Origin of the sequence: Microbacterium sp. (genome assembly GCF_040394595.1) — a bacterium.
Classification (GTDB): Bacteria; Actinomycetota; Actinomycetes; order Actinomycetales; family Microbacteriaceae; genus Microbacterium.
In genome coordinates this window covers 52,827-72,114 of the sequence record NZ_JBEBSA010000014.1, presented here as the reverse complement: position 1 = coordinate 72,114, position 19,288 = coordinate 52,827, and the positions used below count along the sequence as shown (strand labels likewise).

The window sequence follows — 19,288 nt, the reverse complement described above, 5'->3', positions numbered from 1 at the left end:
CCGCCCGCCCCCCCCCCCCCCCCCCCCGCGCCCCGCGCGCCCGCGCTCGCGCGCCCCGCCCCCCCGCCCCGCCCGGCGGCGGGGGGGGGGCGGCGCCCCCCCCCCCCCCCCCCCCCCCCACCCCTCGCTCATCACTTGCCCTGCTCGGCGATGCCCTTGTCGAGCAGTTCCTGCATCTCCGGCTGCACCTGCTTGACGTAGTCCGCCGCCGACTTCTCGCCGAGCATCACGCTGGCGACGTCGGTGTTGAACAGCGTGAACCACTCGCTGTTGTACGTGTACGTCTGCGTGGCCCGGCGGCCGTAGTCCTCGACGATCCGGAGGAACTCCTCCTTGTTGGCCGGCGCCTTGTCCATCTTCAGGTAGTCGCCCTTGGCCATGTCGATGAGGTTCGGGATCGCCTGGCCCTTCTCCATGTTCGTCTTCTGCGCGTCCTTGTTGAACGCGAGGAAGGCGGCCAGGTTCTCGGCGTCCTTGAGGTTCTTGCTGTTCTTGCCGACCGCGAAGCCGATGCCGCCGTACCAGGTGGCCTGCGTGTGCGTGGTCGGGCTGACCGGCCACGGCATGATGTCCCAGTCGAACTTGGCCTCGTCCCAGAACTGGCCCTGGCTCCACGGGCCGATGCCCATCATGCCGATCTTGCCGTCGAGGAACCGCTGGAAGCTGCCCAGGGAGCTCTCCTCCTCGCTCGACGGCACGACGCCCTCTTTGAGGCCGAGGTCGGCGACCCACTGCAGGGCCTCGACGAACTTCGGATCGGTGACCGTGACCTTCGTGTGGTCGGCGTTGAGCCAGTCCGCGCCGTTCGACCAGACGGCCGACTCCAGGGAATAGGGCGCAGAGCCGTAGACCTTGTCGTTACCCGACCCCGAGGTGAGCTTCTTCGCGGCGGCGACGAACTCGTCCCACGTCCACGGGGTGCCGGCGGCCGGCGGGGTGACGCCCGCCTGGGCGAACAGGTCCTTGTTGTAGGCGAGCGCGAACGGGCCGATGTCCTTCGGCAGACCGTAGATCGACCCCTTGCCGGGGGTGGTCCCGTCGTAGCGGTACATGTTGATCGCGTTCGGCCAGACGTTCTTCTCGTCGAAGATCTCGTTGTTCGAGACGTAGTCGCTGAGGTCGGCGATGATGCCGCTCTTCGCGTAGGGCATCACGTTCTCGGGCGTGAGGTAGAAGACGTCGGGAACCTTCTTGCTCGCGATCATCGTCTGCAGCTTGGTGGGGAAGTCGGCCGCGGGCACGCTGATGTAGTCGACCTTCACCCCCGGATACTTCTTCTCGTACTGCTTGATGAGGTCCTTGAAGACGGCGACCTCCTGCGGCGACCCCCATCCCATGAAGGTGATCTTGTGGTCGCCGGACTGCCCTCCCGAGCCCCCGCCGGAGCATCCGGCCAGAACCAGGGCGGTGGCCGCGACCAGAGCGACTGCTGCGGTGCGTGTTCTCATCTGCCTCTCCAGAGTGTGTGACGGGCCGCCGACCTCCGATGGCCGCGGCGTTGCGGGTATCCGGTCGACGGGGACCGGCAGGGAACTGCTCAGTGCTTGGGACGCTAATGTATAGCGCTGTAAAAGTCAACGGATCTTCGTGGCGATCGGATCTATGATGGCGTCATGGCGACAGGCAGGTCCGGCGGACGGGTGCGATTGCAGGACGTGGCGACCCTCGCCGGCGTCTCGATGAAGACCGTCTCGAACGTCGTCCACGACTACGAGCACGTGTCCGATCGGATGCGGGAGCGCGTGCAGGCGGCGATCGACGAGCTCGGCTACCGCCCGAACCTCACCGCGCGGCGGCTCGCGACGGGCCGCACGGGGATGCTGGCCCTCGCGATCCCCGAGATGGACCAGCCCTATTTCGCCGAGATCGCCCGCTGCATCGGTGAGGAGGCGGGCCGGCGCGGTTACCGCATCATCGTGGAGCAGACCCTCAACGACGTCGAGGCGGAGCGCGCGGTGATCCGCGACCGCGAGGAGGGACTGGTCGACGGGGTGGTCTTCCACCCCGCGCGGATCGACACCCTCGAGATCGCGCGGCTGCGCCCGGACACCCCCCTCGTGCTGCTCGGCGAGGCCGCCCGACCGCTGACCGCCGACCACGTGATGATCGACAACGTGCAGGCGGCGCGCGAGGCCACCGAGCTGCTGCTCGCCTCGGGGCGACGGCGGATCGCCTTCCTCGCCTCGGTGCGCACCGAGATCGCGGAGTCGACCCACCTGCGGCTGCTGGGCTATCAGGAGGCGCTGATCGGCGCGGGCATCCCGCTGGACCCCGCGCTGGTGATCGAGAGCGACGGGTTCGAGATCGAGGACGGCGTGCGCGCCCTCGGCGCCGCGCTCGCCCAGGGCCTGCGCCCCGAGGCGGTGCTCTGCCGCGACGACCTGTTCGGCCTCGCCGCGATGCGCGCGCTGAGCGCCGCGGGGCTGCGCGTGCCCGAGGACGTCTCGGTGCTCGGCTGGGACGACACGTCGCTGGCCCGCTACGCCACGCCCGCCCTCTCGTCGGTGTCGCCCGACAAGAGGGCGATCGCCGCCTCGGCCCTCGATCTGCTCGAGGACCGCATGAACGGCTACGACGGCATCGGACGACACCTCATCGCCCCGCACGCGATCGCCGATCGGGGCACGGTCGCGCCGCCCGCGCCCTGAGCGCCGGGTGCCGCCGGCACGACAGCGTTCCCGATTGCATCTTTCTAGCGCTGCAAGTTTTGGGTATGCTTCCTGCCATGCCTCAGGAAAGCCTCGCGTCGGCCGGTCGTCAGGACGGCCGGTATCCCCGCCCGCAGCTCCTCCGCGCCTCGTGGGCCGATCTGTCCGGCCCTTGGCGGTTCTCCTTCGACCCCGAGGACCGCGGCGTGACGGAGGGCTGGGCGAAGGACCCCACCGCGATCGCGGGTGAGATCATCGTGCCGTTCCCGCCCGAGTCCTCCGCCTCCGGCATCGGGGACACCCGGTACCACCGGGTGCTCTGGTACCGCCGCACCGTCGCGGCGGCGGAGGTGGCCGAGGCCGGGCACGGCGCGGGCCGCACGCTGCTGCTGCACTTCGGCGCGGTCGACTACCGGGCCGAGGTGTGGATCGACGGCGAGCGCGTCGGCGCCCATGAGGGCGGTCACACCCCCTTCACCGTGGTCGTGCCCGAGGGCGCCGCCCAGGGCTTCGACCTCGTGGTGCGCGCGGAGGACGACCCCCTCGATCTCGCGCAGCCGCGCGGCAAGCAGGACTGGGAGGAGCACCGCCACGTCGTCTGGTACGACCGCACCAGCGGCATCTGGCAGCCCGTGTGGCTGGAGTCGGTGCCGGTGCGCCACGTGCGCGCCCTCGCCTGGCGCACCGATCCGGACGCCGCCGCGGTGCGGCTCGACGTGGAGCTCGACGGCCACCCGGCTCCCGGCACGCGGATCTCGGTGCGGATCGCCCGCGGTGACGAGACCGTCGCCGCACAGGTGTCGGAGATCGACGAGCCCCGCGCGTCGCTCACGCTCTCCCTCCCCGTGCTGCGCAACGGGCAGGCACGGGACGCGTGGCTGTGGAGCCCGGAGCATCCGCTGCTGCTCGACGCGGTCGTCGAGCTGCTGCCTCCGCACGGCGAGCCCGACCGGATCGGCTCCTATCTCGGCATCCGCTCGGTGGGGACCGGCGGCGGGAGCGTGCTCGTCAACGACCGGCCGACCGCGGTGCGTGCGGTGCTCTCACAGGGGTACTGGCCGCAGTCGCATCTCGCCGCCCCCGACGCCGACGCGCTGCGCGCCGAGGCGCAGCTCATCAAGGACCTCGGCTTCACCTCGGTGCGCGTGCACCAGAAGATCGAGGATCCGCGGTTCCTCTACTGGGCCGATCGCCTCGGGCTGCTGGTCTGGGCCGAGATGCCCAGCGCCTACGAGTTCTCCGGGGCCTCGGTCGAGCGTCTGGTGCGGGAGTGGACCGCGGTGGTGCGCCGCGACGCCTCGCATCCCAGCATCGTCGTCTGGGTGCCCCTCAACGAGAGCTGGGGCGTCGACCGGATCGCCAAGGCGCCGCGCGAACGCGAGCTGGCCCGCACGCTCTACCACCTGACGAAGGCCCTCGACGACACCCGCCTCGTGGTCTCGAACGACGGATGGGAGCACACCCGCTCCGACCTGTTCACGGTGCACGACTACGAGAACGATGCGGCCGTGCTGCGAGCGCGCTATGGCACGCCCGCGGCGCTGCGCGAGGCGCTCGACGGGATCTCCCCGAACGGGCGGCGCATGCTCGTCGGCTCCGCGGAGGAGCAGACCGACACCGCGGCGCGCCCCGTGCTGCTCAGCGAGTTCGGCGGCGTGAGCGTCGACCACGCCGCCGACGGCTCCTGGGGGTACCGGATGGTCGGCTCGGAGGACGCCCTGGAGGCGCACCTCGCCACGCTGTTCGCCGCGATCGGGGACTGTCCTCCGCTGGCCGGCTGGTGCTACACGCAGCTGACGGACACGGGACAGGAGACCAACGGGCTGGTCGACGAGAACCGCGTGCCCAAGATCCCCCTGGACCGGCTGCGGCGGATGATCGCCGGCGGCGAGACCCTGCCCGCCGCCGCACCCGTCTTCCACGCGTAAGGTCCGGGTCGGTTGGGTCCGGACGGTAGGGATGCCGGGCCTCAGGTCTCGATGACCCGGTGGTTCACGGCGTGGGCTTCGCGGTGCAGCCGTTCCATGCGCAGGTCGAGCTCGCCCGCCGCCTCCGCGGCGTCGGTCAGGCTCTGCACGAGATGGGTGGGCACGCGTCCGTCGAACTTGTAGTGGATCTTGTGCTCGAGGCTCGCCCAGAAGTCCATCGCGATCGTGCGGAACTGCACCTCGACGGGCACCGGGATCGGACCGGTGGAGAGGAACACGGGGATCTCGGCGATCACGTGCAGGCTGCGGTAGCCGTTGGACTTCGGCTCCGCGATGTAGTCCTTCACGACCCGCACGGTCACGTCGTCCTGCTTCGTGAACAGCTCGAACAGCCGGTACACGTCGCTCACGAAGCTGCAGGTGACCCGCACGCCCGCGATGTCGGTGATCTCCGCGCGGATGGTCTCGAAGTCGGGCTCGATCCCCTTGCGCGCGACCTTCTCGACGATGCTGTCCGGGGACTTCAGCCGGCTCTTCACGTGCTCGATCGGGTTGTAGGCGTGATTGTGGGTGAACTCGTCGCGCAGGATCGAGATCTTCGTCTCGACCTCCCGCATCCCGAACTCGTATTCGCGGAGGAACCGCTGGAACTCGTCGCGCAGCTGTCTGGCCTCTGCGATCGCGACGTCGTCGACCGGTACCGTGCTCATGTCCCCGACGTTACGCCCCGGCGTTCGGAATCGGCTGGGCGTTTCCGCCCGCCCCGCGGCCTCCCCGCCCTGCCCCCTCCCTTTTCTTCGTTGGGTGGTCAGTTTCGGCAGGTTTCGGGGCGAAAAGTTGCCGAAACTGACCACCCAACGAAAGGCACCCGACGAAGGGCACCCGACGAGGGGCGGGGGCGGGGCGAGGAGACGGGGCTCAGGCGTCGCGGGAGCGCCAGAGCAGCCACACGAAGTACGGGGCACCGAGCAGGGCGACCAGCAGCCCGGCGGGCAACTGCGCGGGGGCGAGCACGGTGCGCCCCACCGCATCCGCCACGCCGACGAGCACGGCGCCGAGCACCGCGGCCACCGGGACGACCCGGGCATGCCGTGCGCCGACGAGCGCCCTGGCGGCGTGCGGGGCGACCAGTCCGACGAAGCCGATCACGCCGACGGCGATCACGCTGAGCGCCGCGAGCACGGCTGCGCAGAGCAGCAGCCCGAGGCGCACCGGCTCGAGCCGCACGCCGACGAGGCGCGGAGTGTCCTCGTCGAGGGCGACCACGTCGAGCTCCCGGCGCCGTGACAGCACGAAGGGCAGCGCGATCAGCAGCACGAGTGCCAGCGGCACCACCTGTTCCCACACGCGCCCGTAGGTGGTGCCCGAGAGCCAGGTGTAGATCCGCGGGGTGTCCCAGGGGTTGGCCCGCAGCAGCACGAACGTCGTCAGCGAGGTCGCCGCATACGAGACGCCGATGCCGATGAGGATGAAGCGGTCTGCGCCGAGTCCGCCCCGCCAGGCGAGGAGGTACACGAGCGCGAACGCCAGCAGCGCGCCCGCCACCGCCGCGGCGAGCATCCCGAACGTCGAGGCCGCCGCGCTGGTGACCACGAGCACCGCCCCGAGGCCGGCCCCACCGGTGATGCCGAGGAGCCCGGGGTCGGCGAGCGGGTTGCGGCTGACCGCCTGGGTGATGGCGCCCGCGGTGGCGAGTGCCGCCCCGGCGAGCACGGCGGCGATCACGCGCGGAGCCCTCTCGTCGAGGGCGAAGCCGATCTGCGGGGGCGCCTGCCCCTGCATCCAGAGCAGCACGTCGCCGGTGAGCAGCCGGGTGCTCCCCATCAGAAGCCCGCCCACGATCACGGCGCACAGGAGGGCAAGGCCGATGCCGAGGATGAGCCGGTATCGCCGCGCACCGCGCACCCGGAACCGGATGGTCGGCGGGCGCCTGGTCGGTCCGGAGTCGCGCAGCCGACGGGCCATCACGATGAGCACGGCGGCGCCGAGCACGGTGGTGGCCACGCCCGTCGGCACGGCGATCGCGCCCTCGGCGCCGATGATCAGCCGCAGCACGGCGTCGGCGAGGATCACCACGACGGCGCCGATCAGTCCCGAGGCGGGCAGCAGCAGCACGTGCCGTCCGAGCGCGGGGGCCATCCGCGACAGCAGCCGGGCGAGCACCGGTGCACAGAGCCCGATGAACCCGATGGGCCCGGCGAGGGTGACCGCCGTGGCGGTGAGCACGACGGCGATGAGGATGCCCGAGGCGCGGGTCGACCGGATCGGGACCCCCAGCGACGACGCCGTGTCATCGCCGAGGGACAGCACGTCGAAGCGCCGCGCGAGCACGAGCGCGAGCCCCGTGGCGACCAGCACGACGGGGGCCGCTCGCAGGAAGGTCTCGAGTCCGAGCTGCGAGAGGCTTCCGCTGCCCCAGGCGAGCAGGCCCTTGGTCTGCTCCTCGAACAGCAGGAGCAGCGCCGCGGTCGCCGCCTGGAACGCGAGCGCGAGGGCCGAACCGGCGAGCACCAGCCGCGTGGTCGAGGTCCCGGCGCCGCCGGCGAGGCCGAGCACGATCACCGCGGCGAGCAGCCCGCCGAGGAATGCGACGAGACCCGACGCCCAGAACGGCAGCGAGACTCCGAAGGCGGCGACCGCGGTGACGGCGAGGTACGACCCTCCGGTCACGCCCAGTGTGTCGGGCGAGGCGAGCGCGTTGCGCGACAGGGACTGCATGATCAGGCCCGCCACGCCCAGCGCGAACCCCACGGCGACTCCGGCGGCGAGCCGCGGGATGCGGGATCCGAAGAGCACGTCCGACGCGGGGAGCACCGCACCGGACGTCCCCTGGGTCAGGTGCCAGAGAGACGCCCCGGCCAGCAGCACGACGAGGGCGAGGAGGATGCCTGCCGCGCCGAGCCTCCGGGCGGGGCGCTCCCTGCCGGAAGGCTCGGCCACGGGTCGGGTGCGCTCGGCGACGGGCATCACTTCGTGATCGCGGCGACGTACGCGTCGATGATCTGCTCCGCCGAGCGCGGTCCGCCGAACGTCCAGATGCCGGCGGGGAACGCGTGCAGGCGCCCCTCCTTGACCGCGGGGATCGAGGCCCAGGCGGGGTTCTTCGCCGCGGCGTCGACGAAGCTCTCGGATGCCGGATCGGCGGTGCCCGTGTAGAAGAGGCTCGCGTCGCCGATCGTGGTCATGCCCTCGATGTCGGTCTTGCCGAGACCGTAGGCGGGGTCGGTCTCGCCCTTCCAGGCGTTCACCAGGCCGAGCTGCTCCCCGAGGTTGCCGATCAGCGATCCGGTGCCGAACGGGCGCAGCGACACGTTGCCGCCGTCCACCCAGCCGTCGAAGAACACGTACTCCTTGGTGGTCGGCGAGGCTCCGGCCACCGCGGACTTCGCGTCGGCGAGGTGCTTGTCGAACTCGGCGGTCACGACCTCGGCGCGCTCGCCCCGGCCGGTCGCCTGGGCGATGAGGTCGAAGGTGGCGAACATCTGCTTCACCGGGTCCTTCGCATCCGCGCCGACCGTGGCGAGCACCGGTACGCCGTACTTCTTCAGCTGCCCGATGATCGCGTCGTCCTTGGTGTTGGCCTCGACGATCACCAGGTCGGGCTTGGTGGCGAACAGGGCGTCGAGGTTAGGCTCCTGCCGGGTGCCGACGTCGGCGACGCCCTCGGGGAGCTTCTCCGCCGTGTCCCAGGTGCGATACCCCTCGGCATCCGCGACGGCGACGGGCGTCACGCAGAGCGTCAGGGCGTCCTCCACCTGCTGCCATTCGAGCACGGCGATCCGGGAGGCCGGCTTGTCGAGCTTCACCTCCCCGCCGAAGGCGTCTTTCAGGGTCACCGGGCCGGTGGCCGTCTTGGTCGTGTCGGCCTTGCAGCCGGCGCTCGATGCCACGGGGGTGTCGGACGAGGTCGGCTCGGCCGTCTGCGTGGTGCCGCAGGCCGTGAGGGCCAGGGCGAGGACGCCGAGAGCGGCGAGGGCGGCGAGAGGCTTGCGCATGGGGGTCTCCGGCGGGTCGGTTCGGGTCGGGCGGGACAGGGGGATGGCGGATCAGGCGGGGATCGGGGTGGCGTGCGGCGTGCGGCGCGCGTGGTGGCGCCCGCGGGGGATGACGCGCACGCGTCCGGTGTCGGCGTCGAGCACCGTGTCGATCCGCAGTCCGTAGACGTGCGAGAGGTTCTCGCCGGTGAGCACGTCGACCGGCTCGCCCGCGGCGTGCACGCGTCCGCGGTGCAGCAGCACGACGTGATCGGCGACGGAGGCGGCGTGATCGAGGTCGTGCAGCACCACGCCGAGCGCGGTGCCGCGATCGGCGAGGTCCCGCACGAGGTCGAGGGTCTCGATCTGATAGCGCAGGTCGAGGTGGTTGGTGGGCTCGTCGAGCAGCAGGATGCCGGTGCTCTGCGCCAGTGCGGTGGCCAGCCACACGCGCTGCAGCTCGCCGCCGGAGAGCTCGTCGACGGCGCGGCGCGCCATGTCGGCGAGCCCGGTGATCTCCAGGGCACGGCCGATGGCGTCGCGGTCGGCGTCGGTGAGGCCGGCGAAACGGCTGCGATGCGGGTGCCGCCCGTAGGCGACGACGTCGTGCACCTCGAGGCCGGAGGGGTGCGGTCGCGACTGCGAGAGCATCGCGACGGTGCGGGCGAACTCGCGGGCGGTGAGGGAGGCGGCGTCCCGCGCGTTCCCCTCCGGACCGATGCCGACCGCGCCGGCGTCGATCCCGTGCAGCCGTGCGAGCGCGCGGAGGGCGGTGGACTTGCCACTGCCGTTGGGGCCGATGAGCGCGGTGACGCGTCCCGGACGGAGATGCAGCGAGACACCGTGCACGACGGGGGTACGGCCATAGCTGAGCACGAGATCCTCGCCGTGCAGCTCGTCGGAGAGGGGGCCGGGAGCGGGGGAGGCGACCTTCGGGGGCTTCACGTTAGGGAAGCCTAACCTATACTGGAACGGTGAGCCATCCCCCCTATCGGACATTCCGCACGACCGTCGAGCGCATCACTCCCCTCTCCCCGAGCTTCACGCGCATCACCTTCACGGGTGACGACCTGCACTTCTTCGGCACGGACTGCCTCGACCAGCGCATCAAGCTGATCATCCCGTTCGAGGACGGCTCCTACACCGACTTCGGCCAGTTCGACGAGGCCCAAGGCATGTACGACTGGTACCGCCGCTGGCGCGAGCTCCCCGACGAGCAGCGGAATCCGCTCCGCACCTACACCGTGCGGGCTGTGCGCCCCGAGGCGTCGGAGATCGACGTGGACTTCGTGCTGCACGGCACCGAGGGCCCCGCCTCGGCGTGGGCGACGGCGGCGCGGCAGGGCGATGAACTGGCGATCGTCGGGCCCGACTCGCGCGCGGAGGAGGCGCCCGGCGGACTCGAATGGAAGCCGGGCGACGCGACCTCGCTGCTGATCGCCGGCGACGAGACCGCGATGCCGGCGATCTGCTCGATCGTCGAGTCACTGCCCGTGCACGTCTCCGGCGAGGTGTTCCTGGAGGTGCCGACGAGTGCCGACGTGCTGCCGCTGCCCGCCCCGGACGGCGTGCGGGTGACGTGGCTCGCCCGCGACGGCTCGGCGCACGGGGAGCTGCTGACGGCGGCCGTGCACGGCTGGGGCGAGCGGCGGGACGCGGCCGGCTCCGCAGCGGCGGGCGAGGATCCCGGCGAGGCACAGGCATCCGACGAGGACATCCTCTGGGAGGTGCCCGAGGACGCGTCCGGCACGGAGTACGCCTGGCTGGCCGGAGAGGCCGGCACGATCACGGCCCTGCGCCGTCATCTGGTGCGTGACCTCGGCCTCGACCGCACCTCGATCGCGTTCATGGGTTACTGGCGGGCAGGGCGCGCCGAGTCCTGATCCGCGCCCTCCCGGGCATCCCGGAGCTGCTGGCCGGAGAGCAGGCCGGGCAGCCCGCGTCCCCTCCTCGTGAAGAGGAACATCACGCAGGCGAGAAGGCTCAGGGCGCCGGAGATCCCGAGTCCGCCCGGGATGAGGCCGATGGCGCCGATGCCGGCGACGCCGCCGAGCCAGCGCAGCAGGCGCGCGAGGAAGGCCGGCATCCTGCTGCCGTCGTAGCGCAGCTGCACGGCCAGGTCGCCGATCGAGCGCCCGGTGGCGAGGATGACGATCAGCCACACGGTGATCGCCGCCGCCGTTCCGATGTCGCCGGCGAGGGTGCCGTCGGCGAAGTTGCGCTCGTCGTGCACCACGTAGCCGAACCACAGCTGCACCGCGACGCCGATCGCCGCGGCGAGGAACGAGTAGCCGAGGCCGTCGCACAGCATCGCGAGCGCGCGGCGGCCTCGAGTGACGGGACGCGGCAGCCGGGCGTCGGCGCTCACCTCGAGTCCGCGGAACCGGCGGGGGACGACGAGCCCGGCGAGCGAGCCGAGCACCGTGCCGGTGGTGTTGGTCATCAGGTCGCCCACGTCGAAGAAGCGGTAGGCGCAGGGGTAGAGACCCCAGACCCCGGTGAGCTGCGTGGTCTCGATGAAGAGCGAGAGGCCCAGCCCCACCGCGAGGGCGACGAGGAAGCCGCGTCCGCCGAGCACGCGCACGAAGAATCCGAGGGGTGCGAACAGCAGCACGTTGAAGACGAGCTGCAGGATCTCCGGCCGTCCGAGCGGGTTGCCGCCGGCGCGGAGTCCGGTCTGCACATCGCGGACCACGGACATGGGATCGAGGATCGCGCCGACGCAGCGGATCGCGTCGGGATCGGGGAGCGGCAGGAGCGTGTAGGTCCAGATCGCCCAGAAGTAGATGAGCGCCGAGAGCCAGAGCAGCAGCCGCCAGATCGTGAGCCGCCCGCGCCGCCGGTAGCTGATGGCGACGAAGGGGACGAACAGCACCACCCCGAGGGCCAGGCCGATCATGACCGCGATGACGCCGTTCAGTACCTGCTGATCCCCCACGGCACGAGTCTACTTTCCGCAGGCCGCCGGCCTCGGCCCGGCGTCCGTCACCTCAGCTTCAGCGAGGAGAAGAACGCTCTGTCGAGCTCGGGTCCGGAGTAGGTCAGGAGCACGCATCCGTCCGCCTTCGCGGGGAAGGCGACCAGCAGCCAGAGCTTCTTGCCGTGGTCGTCGATCGTCGTGAGCCTGCCGAATCCGCCCGTGACCTCGTAGGGCTTCGAATGCACGGCCTTCCCGTTCCCTCCGGCGAGGGCGGAGCGGGTCACCGACTCGATCGTCGCGCCGGGACCGCGGCTGGGCAGGTATGTGGCGATGTAGGACTTCCGGCGGTTCTCCCACGAGACCAGGTCGGTCTTCGTCGTGGTCCCCGGCACGCGCTGCTTGTCGATCGTGGGTTGATCGGGGAACTGCACCGAGTAGCCGTCGGTCTCGTAGACGTAGCCGTGGTCGGCGGTCGGAGCGCCGTCGACGGTGCGCAGCAGCCACTGCACGCCGAACCAGGCGCCGACGGCGAGCACCACCGCGAGCACGATCGTCAGGGCCGTCCTCGCGCCGTTCGAGCCCGGCCGCTCCGGACCTCGGCCCGCCCCGCCCTCTGCCTCCATGGCCGCATCCGCAGGAATCGCCATGTCTCCCCCTCGTCTCACTCCGGCGCCGTCGCGGCGCACTCCCGTCATCCCCTTCCGCGCAGCCCGTTCCGCGTCGCGAGTCCGGCGACCGACTCCCTACCGATCACCCTCGCGAGCGGCCCTCTCCCCAGACGAACCCGCACAAGAATTCAAGCAGGTCGAGGGGTCCCGGAAGGGGTGGGACTCGCTGGGAAGATGCCGAGCAACGTGCCCGATCGAAACTGCGCGGGCGGGCGTACCTTCATCCCAGCCGCGCCAGACCCTGGCGCGCCGCGGAGCGCACCCATGCGCGGTCAGCGTCAAGCTTCTCCTCAAATGCCGCCCTCGCCGCGGGCGCCTTCAGCTTGCTCAACGCCTTGATGGCATGCCCATCCACGTCGGGATCGTCCACCAAACCCAGCAAGACATCCACCGCCTCCCGACGTTTGGACCTGCCCAGACCCAACACGACCATCTCACGCGCCCTGCCAAAACTCCGATCCTGAACCAGATCGACGAGCTCATCGAAAAACGCATCATCAGCTAAGACCTCCAGCGCATTGCCGACCGTCCAGCGCAGCCCCAAACCGGTTGGGTCGACCGAGGCGGGCACCCGCCGGAACGCTTCGATCATCGGCGCCGTTGCCGTCGGTCGCGCCCACGGAACGGACAGTGCCCGCACGATCTCCGCCTCCACCCTCGGATCCGACACCAAGTCGAGCCAGGCGAGCAAGATCGGCACCGCACTTCGATAACGAACGCCCGACTGCCGCAAAGCCGACAATGATGTCGCCTCCACTCCGATCGCAGCCAAATCGGCCAAGATAGGCACCTCACCCTGCAACATTGAACTCACCCCGGCAGACTTCTAATGAGATTAATATAACCAGAATCTACGGCCTTCTGAAGCGGTCCCGATAGGGTTGTTGTCCCTCTCACATAGAGATTGAATGTGAGGCCGTTTTGCTGAGCATAGGCCTGAAAGTCCTTTAGTTGACTCGTGTAGCTCAAACTGGAGACATTTTTGACCTCGCCGAGCGTCGTTCCATTCAGTTCGTCAGGAATTCGGTAAGCGGCTGTGCGACTCGCAGACGGAATGCGAGTCGTATTCTTGACAATTCCTGCAGCGACCTCACCGTCGACACCTGCTGCCCTCACGCTTGACATGCCCGAGGGAACAGTCTGAGAAGCGGCTCCTCGCGCCGCGAGAAGAGTTTCAAGGCCTTTCGCTAGCATCATCCCCGCGACGCCCCCGGCAAGGCCGAACACTGCCCCTTCTGTGGTCGCGCGAAGATAGCCCTCCGCTGTCCGATCCTCACGGTTCGTGGACAACTCATATGTGACGACGCTGCCAGCGGCGCTCGCCACCACCGCCGCTCCCAGCGCGCAGATGCCGGCGGTCACTACGACGCAGGCAGTACCTCCGACAATCACGACCGTGCCGACGACCGCGACTGTTAGTCCGGCAACGTACGCCCCGACGTTCCGCCAGGTGTCGCCATTCCAGGTGCCGGGGTTCCACCACACCTGCTCTTCCTGTTTCGGGCCCGGCGACCCTACTGAGCTGTTGTCGTTCCCCGCGGCCGACGCCGCCTTCGGACCACGGCCGATACGGTCGCCTGGCTGGGGCGGCGGATTCCCTTTCGCGTGGAGCGGCGTCGATGCATGGGACCTTCCGTCCGGGGACTCGACCCGCGGTGCCAGTCCCGAAGCATCCTCGTACGACACAGGAGAGTTCCACGCATAGGCGTACGCATTCGCGTGTCGGGGATCACCACGATCGAGCAACGGATCGACGCTGGTGAACTTCCCGAGCCCGGGATCATACGCACGCGCACCGAGCTGCGTCAGCCCTGTCGCGCTGCGCGGCGCGTTCAAGAACCCGAGGTTCGATGACCAGGAGCTCGCGCCGCCGCGCGGGTTGCCGTACGGGTCCATCCACCTTCGAGTGACCGCACCGGTCGCCGCGTTGATCTGCAGGCCGACGGTGCCCACCGGATCGGGAGAGAGCCACCACAGCCCGCCACCGGCTCCCGACGTGCGTTCGGCAATGGTGATACCGGCCACGCTGTAGACGCGGATGCCCGTCGTGGTCGACCCCACCGTGCGCACCGTGGTGTCTCCCAGGAAGAGGGAGGCGCCGTCGCTTCCGCCGTAGCGGATCAACAGCTGCCCGTCAGCGGAATAGATGCTCTTCTCGGTGCTCGCGCCGTCCACCACCGAGCTCAGTCGGCCGGATTGATCGTAGGTGACGGTCTGCGCGGCGCGTTTGGTCATTCCTCCCGAAGCGTCGTACTGATAGGCGCTGTTCGCGGTGCTCGAACCCGTGGTCGTCGACACCTGCGTGACACCGTGCGGACGTACTGCCCCGGCGGCCGGATAGGTGTAAGTCGAAGTGGAGACCGGACCCGTCGCGCCAAGCTTCATCGTGCTCGCCGTCCGGTTCCCGGTGAGGGGGTCGACGGTGTAGGTCGCCGCATAGGGCGCCGGTCCTCCAAGAGCGCCGGTCGGGCCCGTCGCACAGTCTGCGTTGCCCGAAGACCAGGCGGCTGTCATCGCCTGTAGAGGCCCGTAGCTGAAACACTGCACATCGTCGGTGTGAGCAGGGGCGGAGGTCTTCGCCTTCGTGATGATTCCCGCCGCGTTGCGGGTGTACTCCCGCAACGCCTCGCGCGTGAACGTGGTGCCGCCGCGCCGAGTGGTCTCGTCGAGCGACTGAAGATCGCGCGTCCCCGCGTTGTAAGTGAGCGTCAGTGCGCTCCAGACGGTACCGGAGCGGGTGATCTGGCTGACCTGCCCGGTCGCGAGGTAGTTCACCTGGCTCGCGTAGTTCGCCGCTCCTGACAGGCCGGACTGCATTCCCAGCGTGTCGTACGACGGATACAGCTCCTCGCCGGGCAGTCCGCCGATCGCCGGCAGGACCGATGCTGCGATGCTGCCGTCCGGGTTGTAGTAGGTGCTGGTGCTGTAGCTCGTCCCACCGAATGCCGGTGCCCCGGAAGGGATGCTCACCGTCGCCCCGGTCGAGCGATAGGCGTTGTCGTATCCGTTGACCTGTGTCTTGTACTCCTTTCCGTCGGTGTAGCGCGACGACGAGGTCAGCTGCCCCTTCGCGAGCGAGTCGTAGGTCCACGACGCCAGCACGGTTCCGGCGACACTGCCCGATCGCTCCGTGAGCTTCCGATTCAGCGCGTCGTAGGTGTAGCCCAGCGCTGTGCCGCGGGCATCGGTGCTGGTCAGCACGTTGCCAAGGTCGTCGAACGTGCTCGTGGTCGTGCCGGAATCGGGATCGGTCGAGCTCGTCTGCCGGCCGCGCAGATCGAACGACCACGACCACGCGTTCCCCGCGTCGTCTGTCATCCTCGTCATCTGGTCCCGCGCGTTGTACTCGTAGCGCAACGATGTCGAGCCCGTGCCGTCGATGACCGAGTGCCACTCGGTCATCTTCGTCGTCCGCCCCCAGGCGTCGGTCGTCGTACTCGTCGGCACTCCACCGGCGGGAGGCGTGGTATCGATGCGGTCGCCACCGCGGTAGGCCGTCGTGGTGCGACGCACCTCGGTGCCGAAGGATCGCAGAACCGTCGCCGTCGCGCGTCCTGCCCCGTCGTAGACGGTCTCGGCTCGAGCGGCGATCTGTGTGACGGCGGCAGGCACGAAGAGGGTCGTCCCCGCCGTGACTGCCGGCGCCCAGTACTGATCGTTCGTGGCAATCTGCCGGCCGGCCTTGTCGAAGGCCGTGTCCGAGATCACGGCTCCCCCACCCGGCGCTGGCGCCTGAGTCTGCACCGTCCGGCCAAGCCCGTCGATCAGCGCATAGGCATTGATCGTGCCGTTCGCAATCTGGGTTCTCGCAGTGACCGTAGACGGCTTGGTCGTGGAGACCGCATAGGTGTAGGCGATCGACGGGTCCGTCGGATAGGCACTCTTGGGCCGATCGGTCTTCCAGACCTTCGTGATCCGTCCGAGGGCGTCGTACTCCGTCGTCGTGACCTTGCCGTTGTCGTCCGTCGCGCTCACCGGTTGCCCCCGATACGGGTCGGCCGTCGAGCTGGTCACCCATCCCAGGGGATTCGTGACCTCGGACTTGAGGACGGGACCGGATCCGGCCGGCGCTCCGGCGGCCGGGGTGTACGCGGTCTTGGTCTCGCGTCCTGCGACATCGATGCTCGAGGTGCGCCTGCCCAGCGCGTCATAGGCGAACTGACTGGTCTTCACCCACTGCGCGCTTCCGAGAGTGGTCCCGGAGAATCCAGACGCCTCCCATGCCGCAGTCATCAGTCCCTTCGACGCCGCGGCTCCGACCGCGCCTCCGTCGTAGGCCACTTGCTGATGGGAGACCACCGCACCCGGGATCGATGCCGTCGGCACCTGTCCGCAGGGCACGGAGTAGTCCGTTGTGACGCTCGGCAGGCCGATGATCCAGGCCGAGGTGTTGTCTGCCGCGTAGTCGGTGACCGTACAGGTGGCCCGCTGCCCGATACCCGCTGACTTCTCGGTACTGATCGCGAATCCGCGAGCGTTCATCGTGTTGATCGTGCTCGTCGTCCTGGTGCCGCCCGTCGACACCGGAACGATGACATCGGTGCGCGCGACTCCCAGCACGCGCGCTTGCCGGACGCCGTCATTGGATGTGACCGCCGATGCCCAGGGCGTTGTCACCGTTTCCGACACCGTCGCGCCGCCCACACCGTTGAGCACTTTGGCCGACCGAGTCTGCCCCGCGAACCAGCGTTCGTCGGGCACCGAGGTGCCGGTGACGTTCACGCTCTTCGTCCCGCCGGATGCGCCGGCACGATCGCCGTTCATTCCTCGGTAGAAGAGATACTGCGTCGTCTCCTGCTGCGCAGGCGTCGCGGGATCTCCCACGCGCACCTCGACCTTGTCGTAACCGGCATAGTCCGACCAGGTGCGCTTTTCACCGGGGATGTACCTGTCATCGACGTACCGCCAGGCCGGCTTGCCCGTGTAGACGTAGCTCGTCTGGATCGCGGGCGACCCCGCACCGCCCGTATAGGGATCCTCGACCATCGAGGTCACGACGTACTTGTGGAAGAGGTCCTGCCGCGCCTGCGTGGGGTAGTCGACGTCGGGGATCCACCACATCGGGAAGCAGCGCTTGTCGTTCGACCACGGCGATGCGAGGATGCCGGGCGCCATCGCAGGCGTGCACTCCTGCGCGGAGTAGTTCACGGAGATCCGGGCCCCGGTAGGAACGAAGACGCTCGAGATGCGGAACTTGTCCAGTGGGGCGAGCCCATCCACCACCCACACGCGATTCTGCATCGGAGTCTTCTGGAACGTCGTCGGCCCCTCGGCGATCGGCGTCATCCCTGCGGTCGCCGTCCGCTGAATCGAATCGAGCCACAGCGCCGGGGATTCCCCGTCTCCGGGATCGGGGAACGAGTGGGTCAGCGTGAAGACATCCGCGGTCTTGTACGCCCCGCCGGTGAACGACTGCGTCGTGATCGAAGCCAGTCGCGCGGTGGTCCAGAACGACGGCGAGATCATCGAGGTGCACGCACCGGAAGAGCAGTTGAGATCGAAGGGAATGTCGGGATAGACGCTCGTCGTCGCCGGCGTGGCGACTTCACCGCCGAGGGCGAGCGTTGCGCACGAAGACGAGTTTGCCGCGTTGCAGCGCCCCTTCTGGTCGTAGTCGAACACGATCCGGCTCGGCGCCGCGTTGGCCGAGTAGACGGTGGAGGAGGTCAGCCCGTACTCGATGCGCGAAAGCTGGCCACCGCGGACATAGCTGGTGAGCGTCGTGTTGTTGAGCCGATACTTGTTGGTCTCGGGGCTGTAGTAGAGCGCCTGGGCGTTGCCGTTCGGGTCGACGACATAGTCGAGGTTCCACCGCCACCCCTGCTGGCAGGAGGACGCGGCGAACGTCGCAGCGTGACACGGATCCGCCGCATCGTTGCCGAACACCGGAACGGTGAAGACCGAGTTCGTCGTGGGCTTCCCCGTGGCCCAGCCGGGAAGTCGGTTGAGTCCGAAGTAGTACTGGGTGCCGTCGGTGGTCGTAAGTCTCCAGCACTCCGTGTTGTAGGTTCCGTTCGCAGCGCACCCCTGAGCGGTGCCGACGAGCTTCTCGACCCGTGAGTTGTCATCGCTCTGCAATCGCCACTTGCCGGTTCCCGCATCACGGATGAGAGTGCCCGACCGGCTGCCGAAGGAGATCGTGGCGTTGTCGTTGGCCCAGCACAGATCACCGGAGCCGGCGACCGGTGAGCCCGGAGCCTGCTCGGTCGCGCACGTGACATAGCGCCGCTCGATGAATCCGCCACCCGCTAGCGACCATCCCTCGCCGACCGGGGAGGTCTGGTTGTTCGTCGACGATGTCGCGCCATCGACGATCTGCGAGTTGTAGGAAAGGCTGACGGACGGCGTCGATCCCGCAGGAGCGGGGGGTGCGGCGATCGGATAGCTCCACGAGAACGCTCCCGTCTGCGCCGACACGTCCCATGAACTCGAAGGCTTCAAAGGTGAAGCGGCATACGACCCCGCGCCGGTCGAGCTGGTTGCGCCGGAAACGGCGGCGAGCACCATCGGCTGGGCGCCCTGGACGGTGAAGGACAGCCCCTCCTTCGTCACTTCCGGCGTCAGGGGCTTCGCCTCTTCCACACTCCTCGCATCTGCGGCAGCCGCAGGCACGGCGGCCCACTTCAACCGGGATGCATAGTCCCCGCCGAACAGATCGCCCACCGCCTTCGGGGAGAGCATGACGGCGAGGTCCTTCTCCTTCTGAGAAGGAGTGATCCGAACCGCATAGCGGGCTCCGCCCAGCTTGTCGCGTTCCTTCTTGTCCAGGACATCGACCCGAGCTTCCCCGGCATCGGCTCCCTTGGCCAGACGAACCGTGACACCGGCGTCCTTCTCCTCCGCAGAGGCATCCCTCGCATCAAGAGGAGCAGTGAACGTCATCCCCTTCTGCTCGGCGATGACGGGCGTTCTCGTCGTCTTCGTCTTTCCACTACCCGGCCGAGCGGGCGCGAGCGCTCCCTCCACCGCGGGGTCCTTGGGCGCATCGGGAAACGCATTCGGCCCAGCGGCCGAAGCCGGCGCCGATGCGGTGAACATCGTTGCCACCACCGCGAACGATGCCACGATAGCGACGACCGAATGCCGCCAGCCCCATAGCCCGGATCTGCCCTGACCGTGCATCAGCTTCCCCTCCACGTTGCTCACGCCT

Annotated in this window: 12 protein-coding genes; 3 read left to right on the top strand and 9 right to left on the bottom strand. The window is 69.3% G+C overall.

The features are described 5' to 3' along the window. Positions 1-131: 131 nt before the first annotated feature. The gene (locus ABWO84_RS12750; RefSeq protein WP_353115099.1) at positions 132-1,448 is read right to left on the bottom strand and encodes an ABC transporter substrate-binding protein; all 1,317 of its coding nucleotides are present in this window, start codon (positions 1,446-1,448) and stop codon (positions 132-134) included. Positions 1,449-1,613: 165 nt separating this feature from the next. On the opposite strand from ABWO84_RS12750, the gene ABWO84_RS12745 reads away from it, so the two are divergent. After that, positions 1,614-2,648, top strand: a complete 1,035-nt coding sequence (locus tag ABWO84_RS12745) for a LacI family DNA-binding transcriptional regulator (RefSeq protein WP_353115098.1) — start codon at positions 1,614-1,616, stop codon at positions 2,646-2,648. A 77-nt stretch (positions 2,649-2,725) separates the two neighbouring features. Further along, positions 2,726-4,576 carry a glycoside hydrolase family 2 protein gene (locus ABWO84_RS12740; RefSeq protein WP_353115096.1) on the top strand — a complete coding sequence of 617 codons (1,851 nt, stop codon included), beginning with the start codon at positions 2,726-2,728 and terminating at the stop codon, positions 4,574-4,576. 41 nt (positions 4,577-4,617) lie between these two features. On the opposite strand, the gene ABWO84_RS12735 is transcribed toward ABWO84_RS12740, so the two are convergent. From ABWO84_RS12735 to ABWO84_RS12720, 4 genes are all read right to left on the bottom strand, one after another. Beyond that, complete coding sequence (locus ABWO84_RS12735) at positions 4,618-5,286, bottom strand: GTP pyrophosphokinase (RefSeq protein ID WP_353115094.1); 669 nt, start codon at positions 5,284-5,286, stop codon at positions 4,618-4,620. A 208-nt stretch (positions 5,287-5,494) separates the two neighbouring features. Continuing rightward, entirely contained in the window at positions 5,495-7,543 is a 2,049-nt protein-coding gene (locus ABWO84_RS12730; RefSeq protein ID WP_353115092.1) for an iron ABC transporter permease, read from the bottom strand. Beyond that, positions 7,543-8,571 (bottom strand): ABC transporter substrate-binding protein, encoded by a 1,029-nt coding sequence (locus ABWO84_RS12725; RefSeq protein ID WP_353115090.1) that lies wholly within the window; start codon positions 8,569-8,571, stop codon positions 7,543-7,545. Before ABWO84_RS12725 ends, ABWO84_RS12730 begins: the two co-directional genes overlap by 1 nt. Positions 8,572-8,622: 51 nt before the next feature. Continuing rightward, positions 8,623-9,495 (bottom strand): ABC transporter ATP-binding protein, encoded by an 873-nt coding sequence (locus ABWO84_RS12720; protein ID WP_353115088.1) that lies wholly within the window; start codon positions 9,493-9,495, stop codon positions 8,623-8,625. A 29-nt stretch (positions 9,496-9,524) separates the two neighbouring features. Between ABWO84_RS12720 and ABWO84_RS12715 the strand changes: the two genes are divergently transcribed. Beyond that, positions 9,525-10,433 carry a siderophore-interacting protein gene (locus ABWO84_RS12715; protein WP_353115086.1) on the top strand — a complete coding sequence of 303 codons (909 nt, stop codon included), beginning with the start codon at positions 9,525-9,527 and terminating at the stop codon, positions 10,431-10,433. Here the strand turns inward: ABWO84_RS12715 and ABWO84_RS12710 are convergent. From ABWO84_RS12710 to ABWO84_RS12695, 4 genes are all read right to left on the bottom strand, one after another. Continuing rightward, complete coding sequence (locus tag ABWO84_RS12710) at positions 10,403-11,488, bottom strand: VanZ family protein (protein ID WP_353115084.1); 1,086 nt, start codon at positions 11,486-11,488, stop codon at positions 10,403-10,405. The two genes, ABWO84_RS12715 and ABWO84_RS12710, sit on opposite strands and share 31 nt — an antisense overlap. A gap of 47 nt (positions 11,489-11,535) precedes the next feature. Continuing rightward, positions 11,536-12,117: a hypothetical protein gene (locus tag ABWO84_RS12705; RefSeq protein ID WP_353115082.1), complete on the bottom strand. Its 582-nt coding sequence runs from the start codon at positions 12,115-12,117 to the stop codon at positions 11,536-11,538. 241 nt (positions 12,118-12,358) lie between these two features. Next, complete coding sequence (locus tag ABWO84_RS12700) at positions 12,359-12,838, bottom strand: HEAT repeat domain-containing protein (RefSeq protein ID WP_353115080.1); 480 nt, start codon at positions 12,836-12,838, stop codon at positions 12,359-12,361. 110 nt (positions 12,839-12,948) lie between these two features. After that, the gene (locus ABWO84_RS12695; protein ID WP_353115078.1) at positions 12,949-19,284 is read right to left on the bottom strand and encodes a putative toxin; all 6,336 of its coding nucleotides are present in this window, start codon (positions 19,282-19,284) and stop codon (positions 12,949-12,951) included. Positions 19,285-19,288 lie beyond the last annotated feature (4 nt).

Excerpts from the sequence above, each read along its gene's own strand:
- ABWO84_RS12705 (WP_353115082.1), bottom strand. The coding sequence starts at position 12,117 with ATGGCGATTCCTGCGGATGCGGCCATGGAGGCAGAGGGCGGGGCGGGC.
- ABWO84_RS12730 (WP_353115092.1), bottom strand. The coding sequence starts at position 7,543 with ATGCCCGTCGCCGAGCGCACCCGACCCGTGGCCGAGCCTTCCGGCAGG.
- ABWO84_RS12745 (WP_353115098.1), top strand. The coding sequence starts at position 1,614 with ATGGCGACAGGCAGGTCCGGCGGACGGGTGCGATTGCAGGACGTGGCG.
- ABWO84_RS12735 (WP_353115094.1), bottom strand. The coding sequence starts at position 5,286 with ATGAGCACGGTACCGGTCGACGACGTCGCGATCGCAGAGGCCAGACAG.
- ABWO84_RS12750 (WP_353115099.1), bottom strand. The coding sequence starts at position 1,448 with ATGAGAACACGCACCGCAGCAGTCGCTCTGGTCGCGGCCACCGCCCTG.
- ABWO84_RS12725 (WP_353115090.1), bottom strand. The coding sequence starts at position 8,571 with ATGCGCAAGCCTCTCGCCGCCCTCGCCGCTCTCGGCGTCCTCGCCCTG.
- ABWO84_RS12740 (WP_353115096.1), top strand. The coding sequence starts at position 2,726 with ATGCCTCAGGAAAGCCTCGCGTCGGCCGGTCGTCAGGACGGCCGGTAT.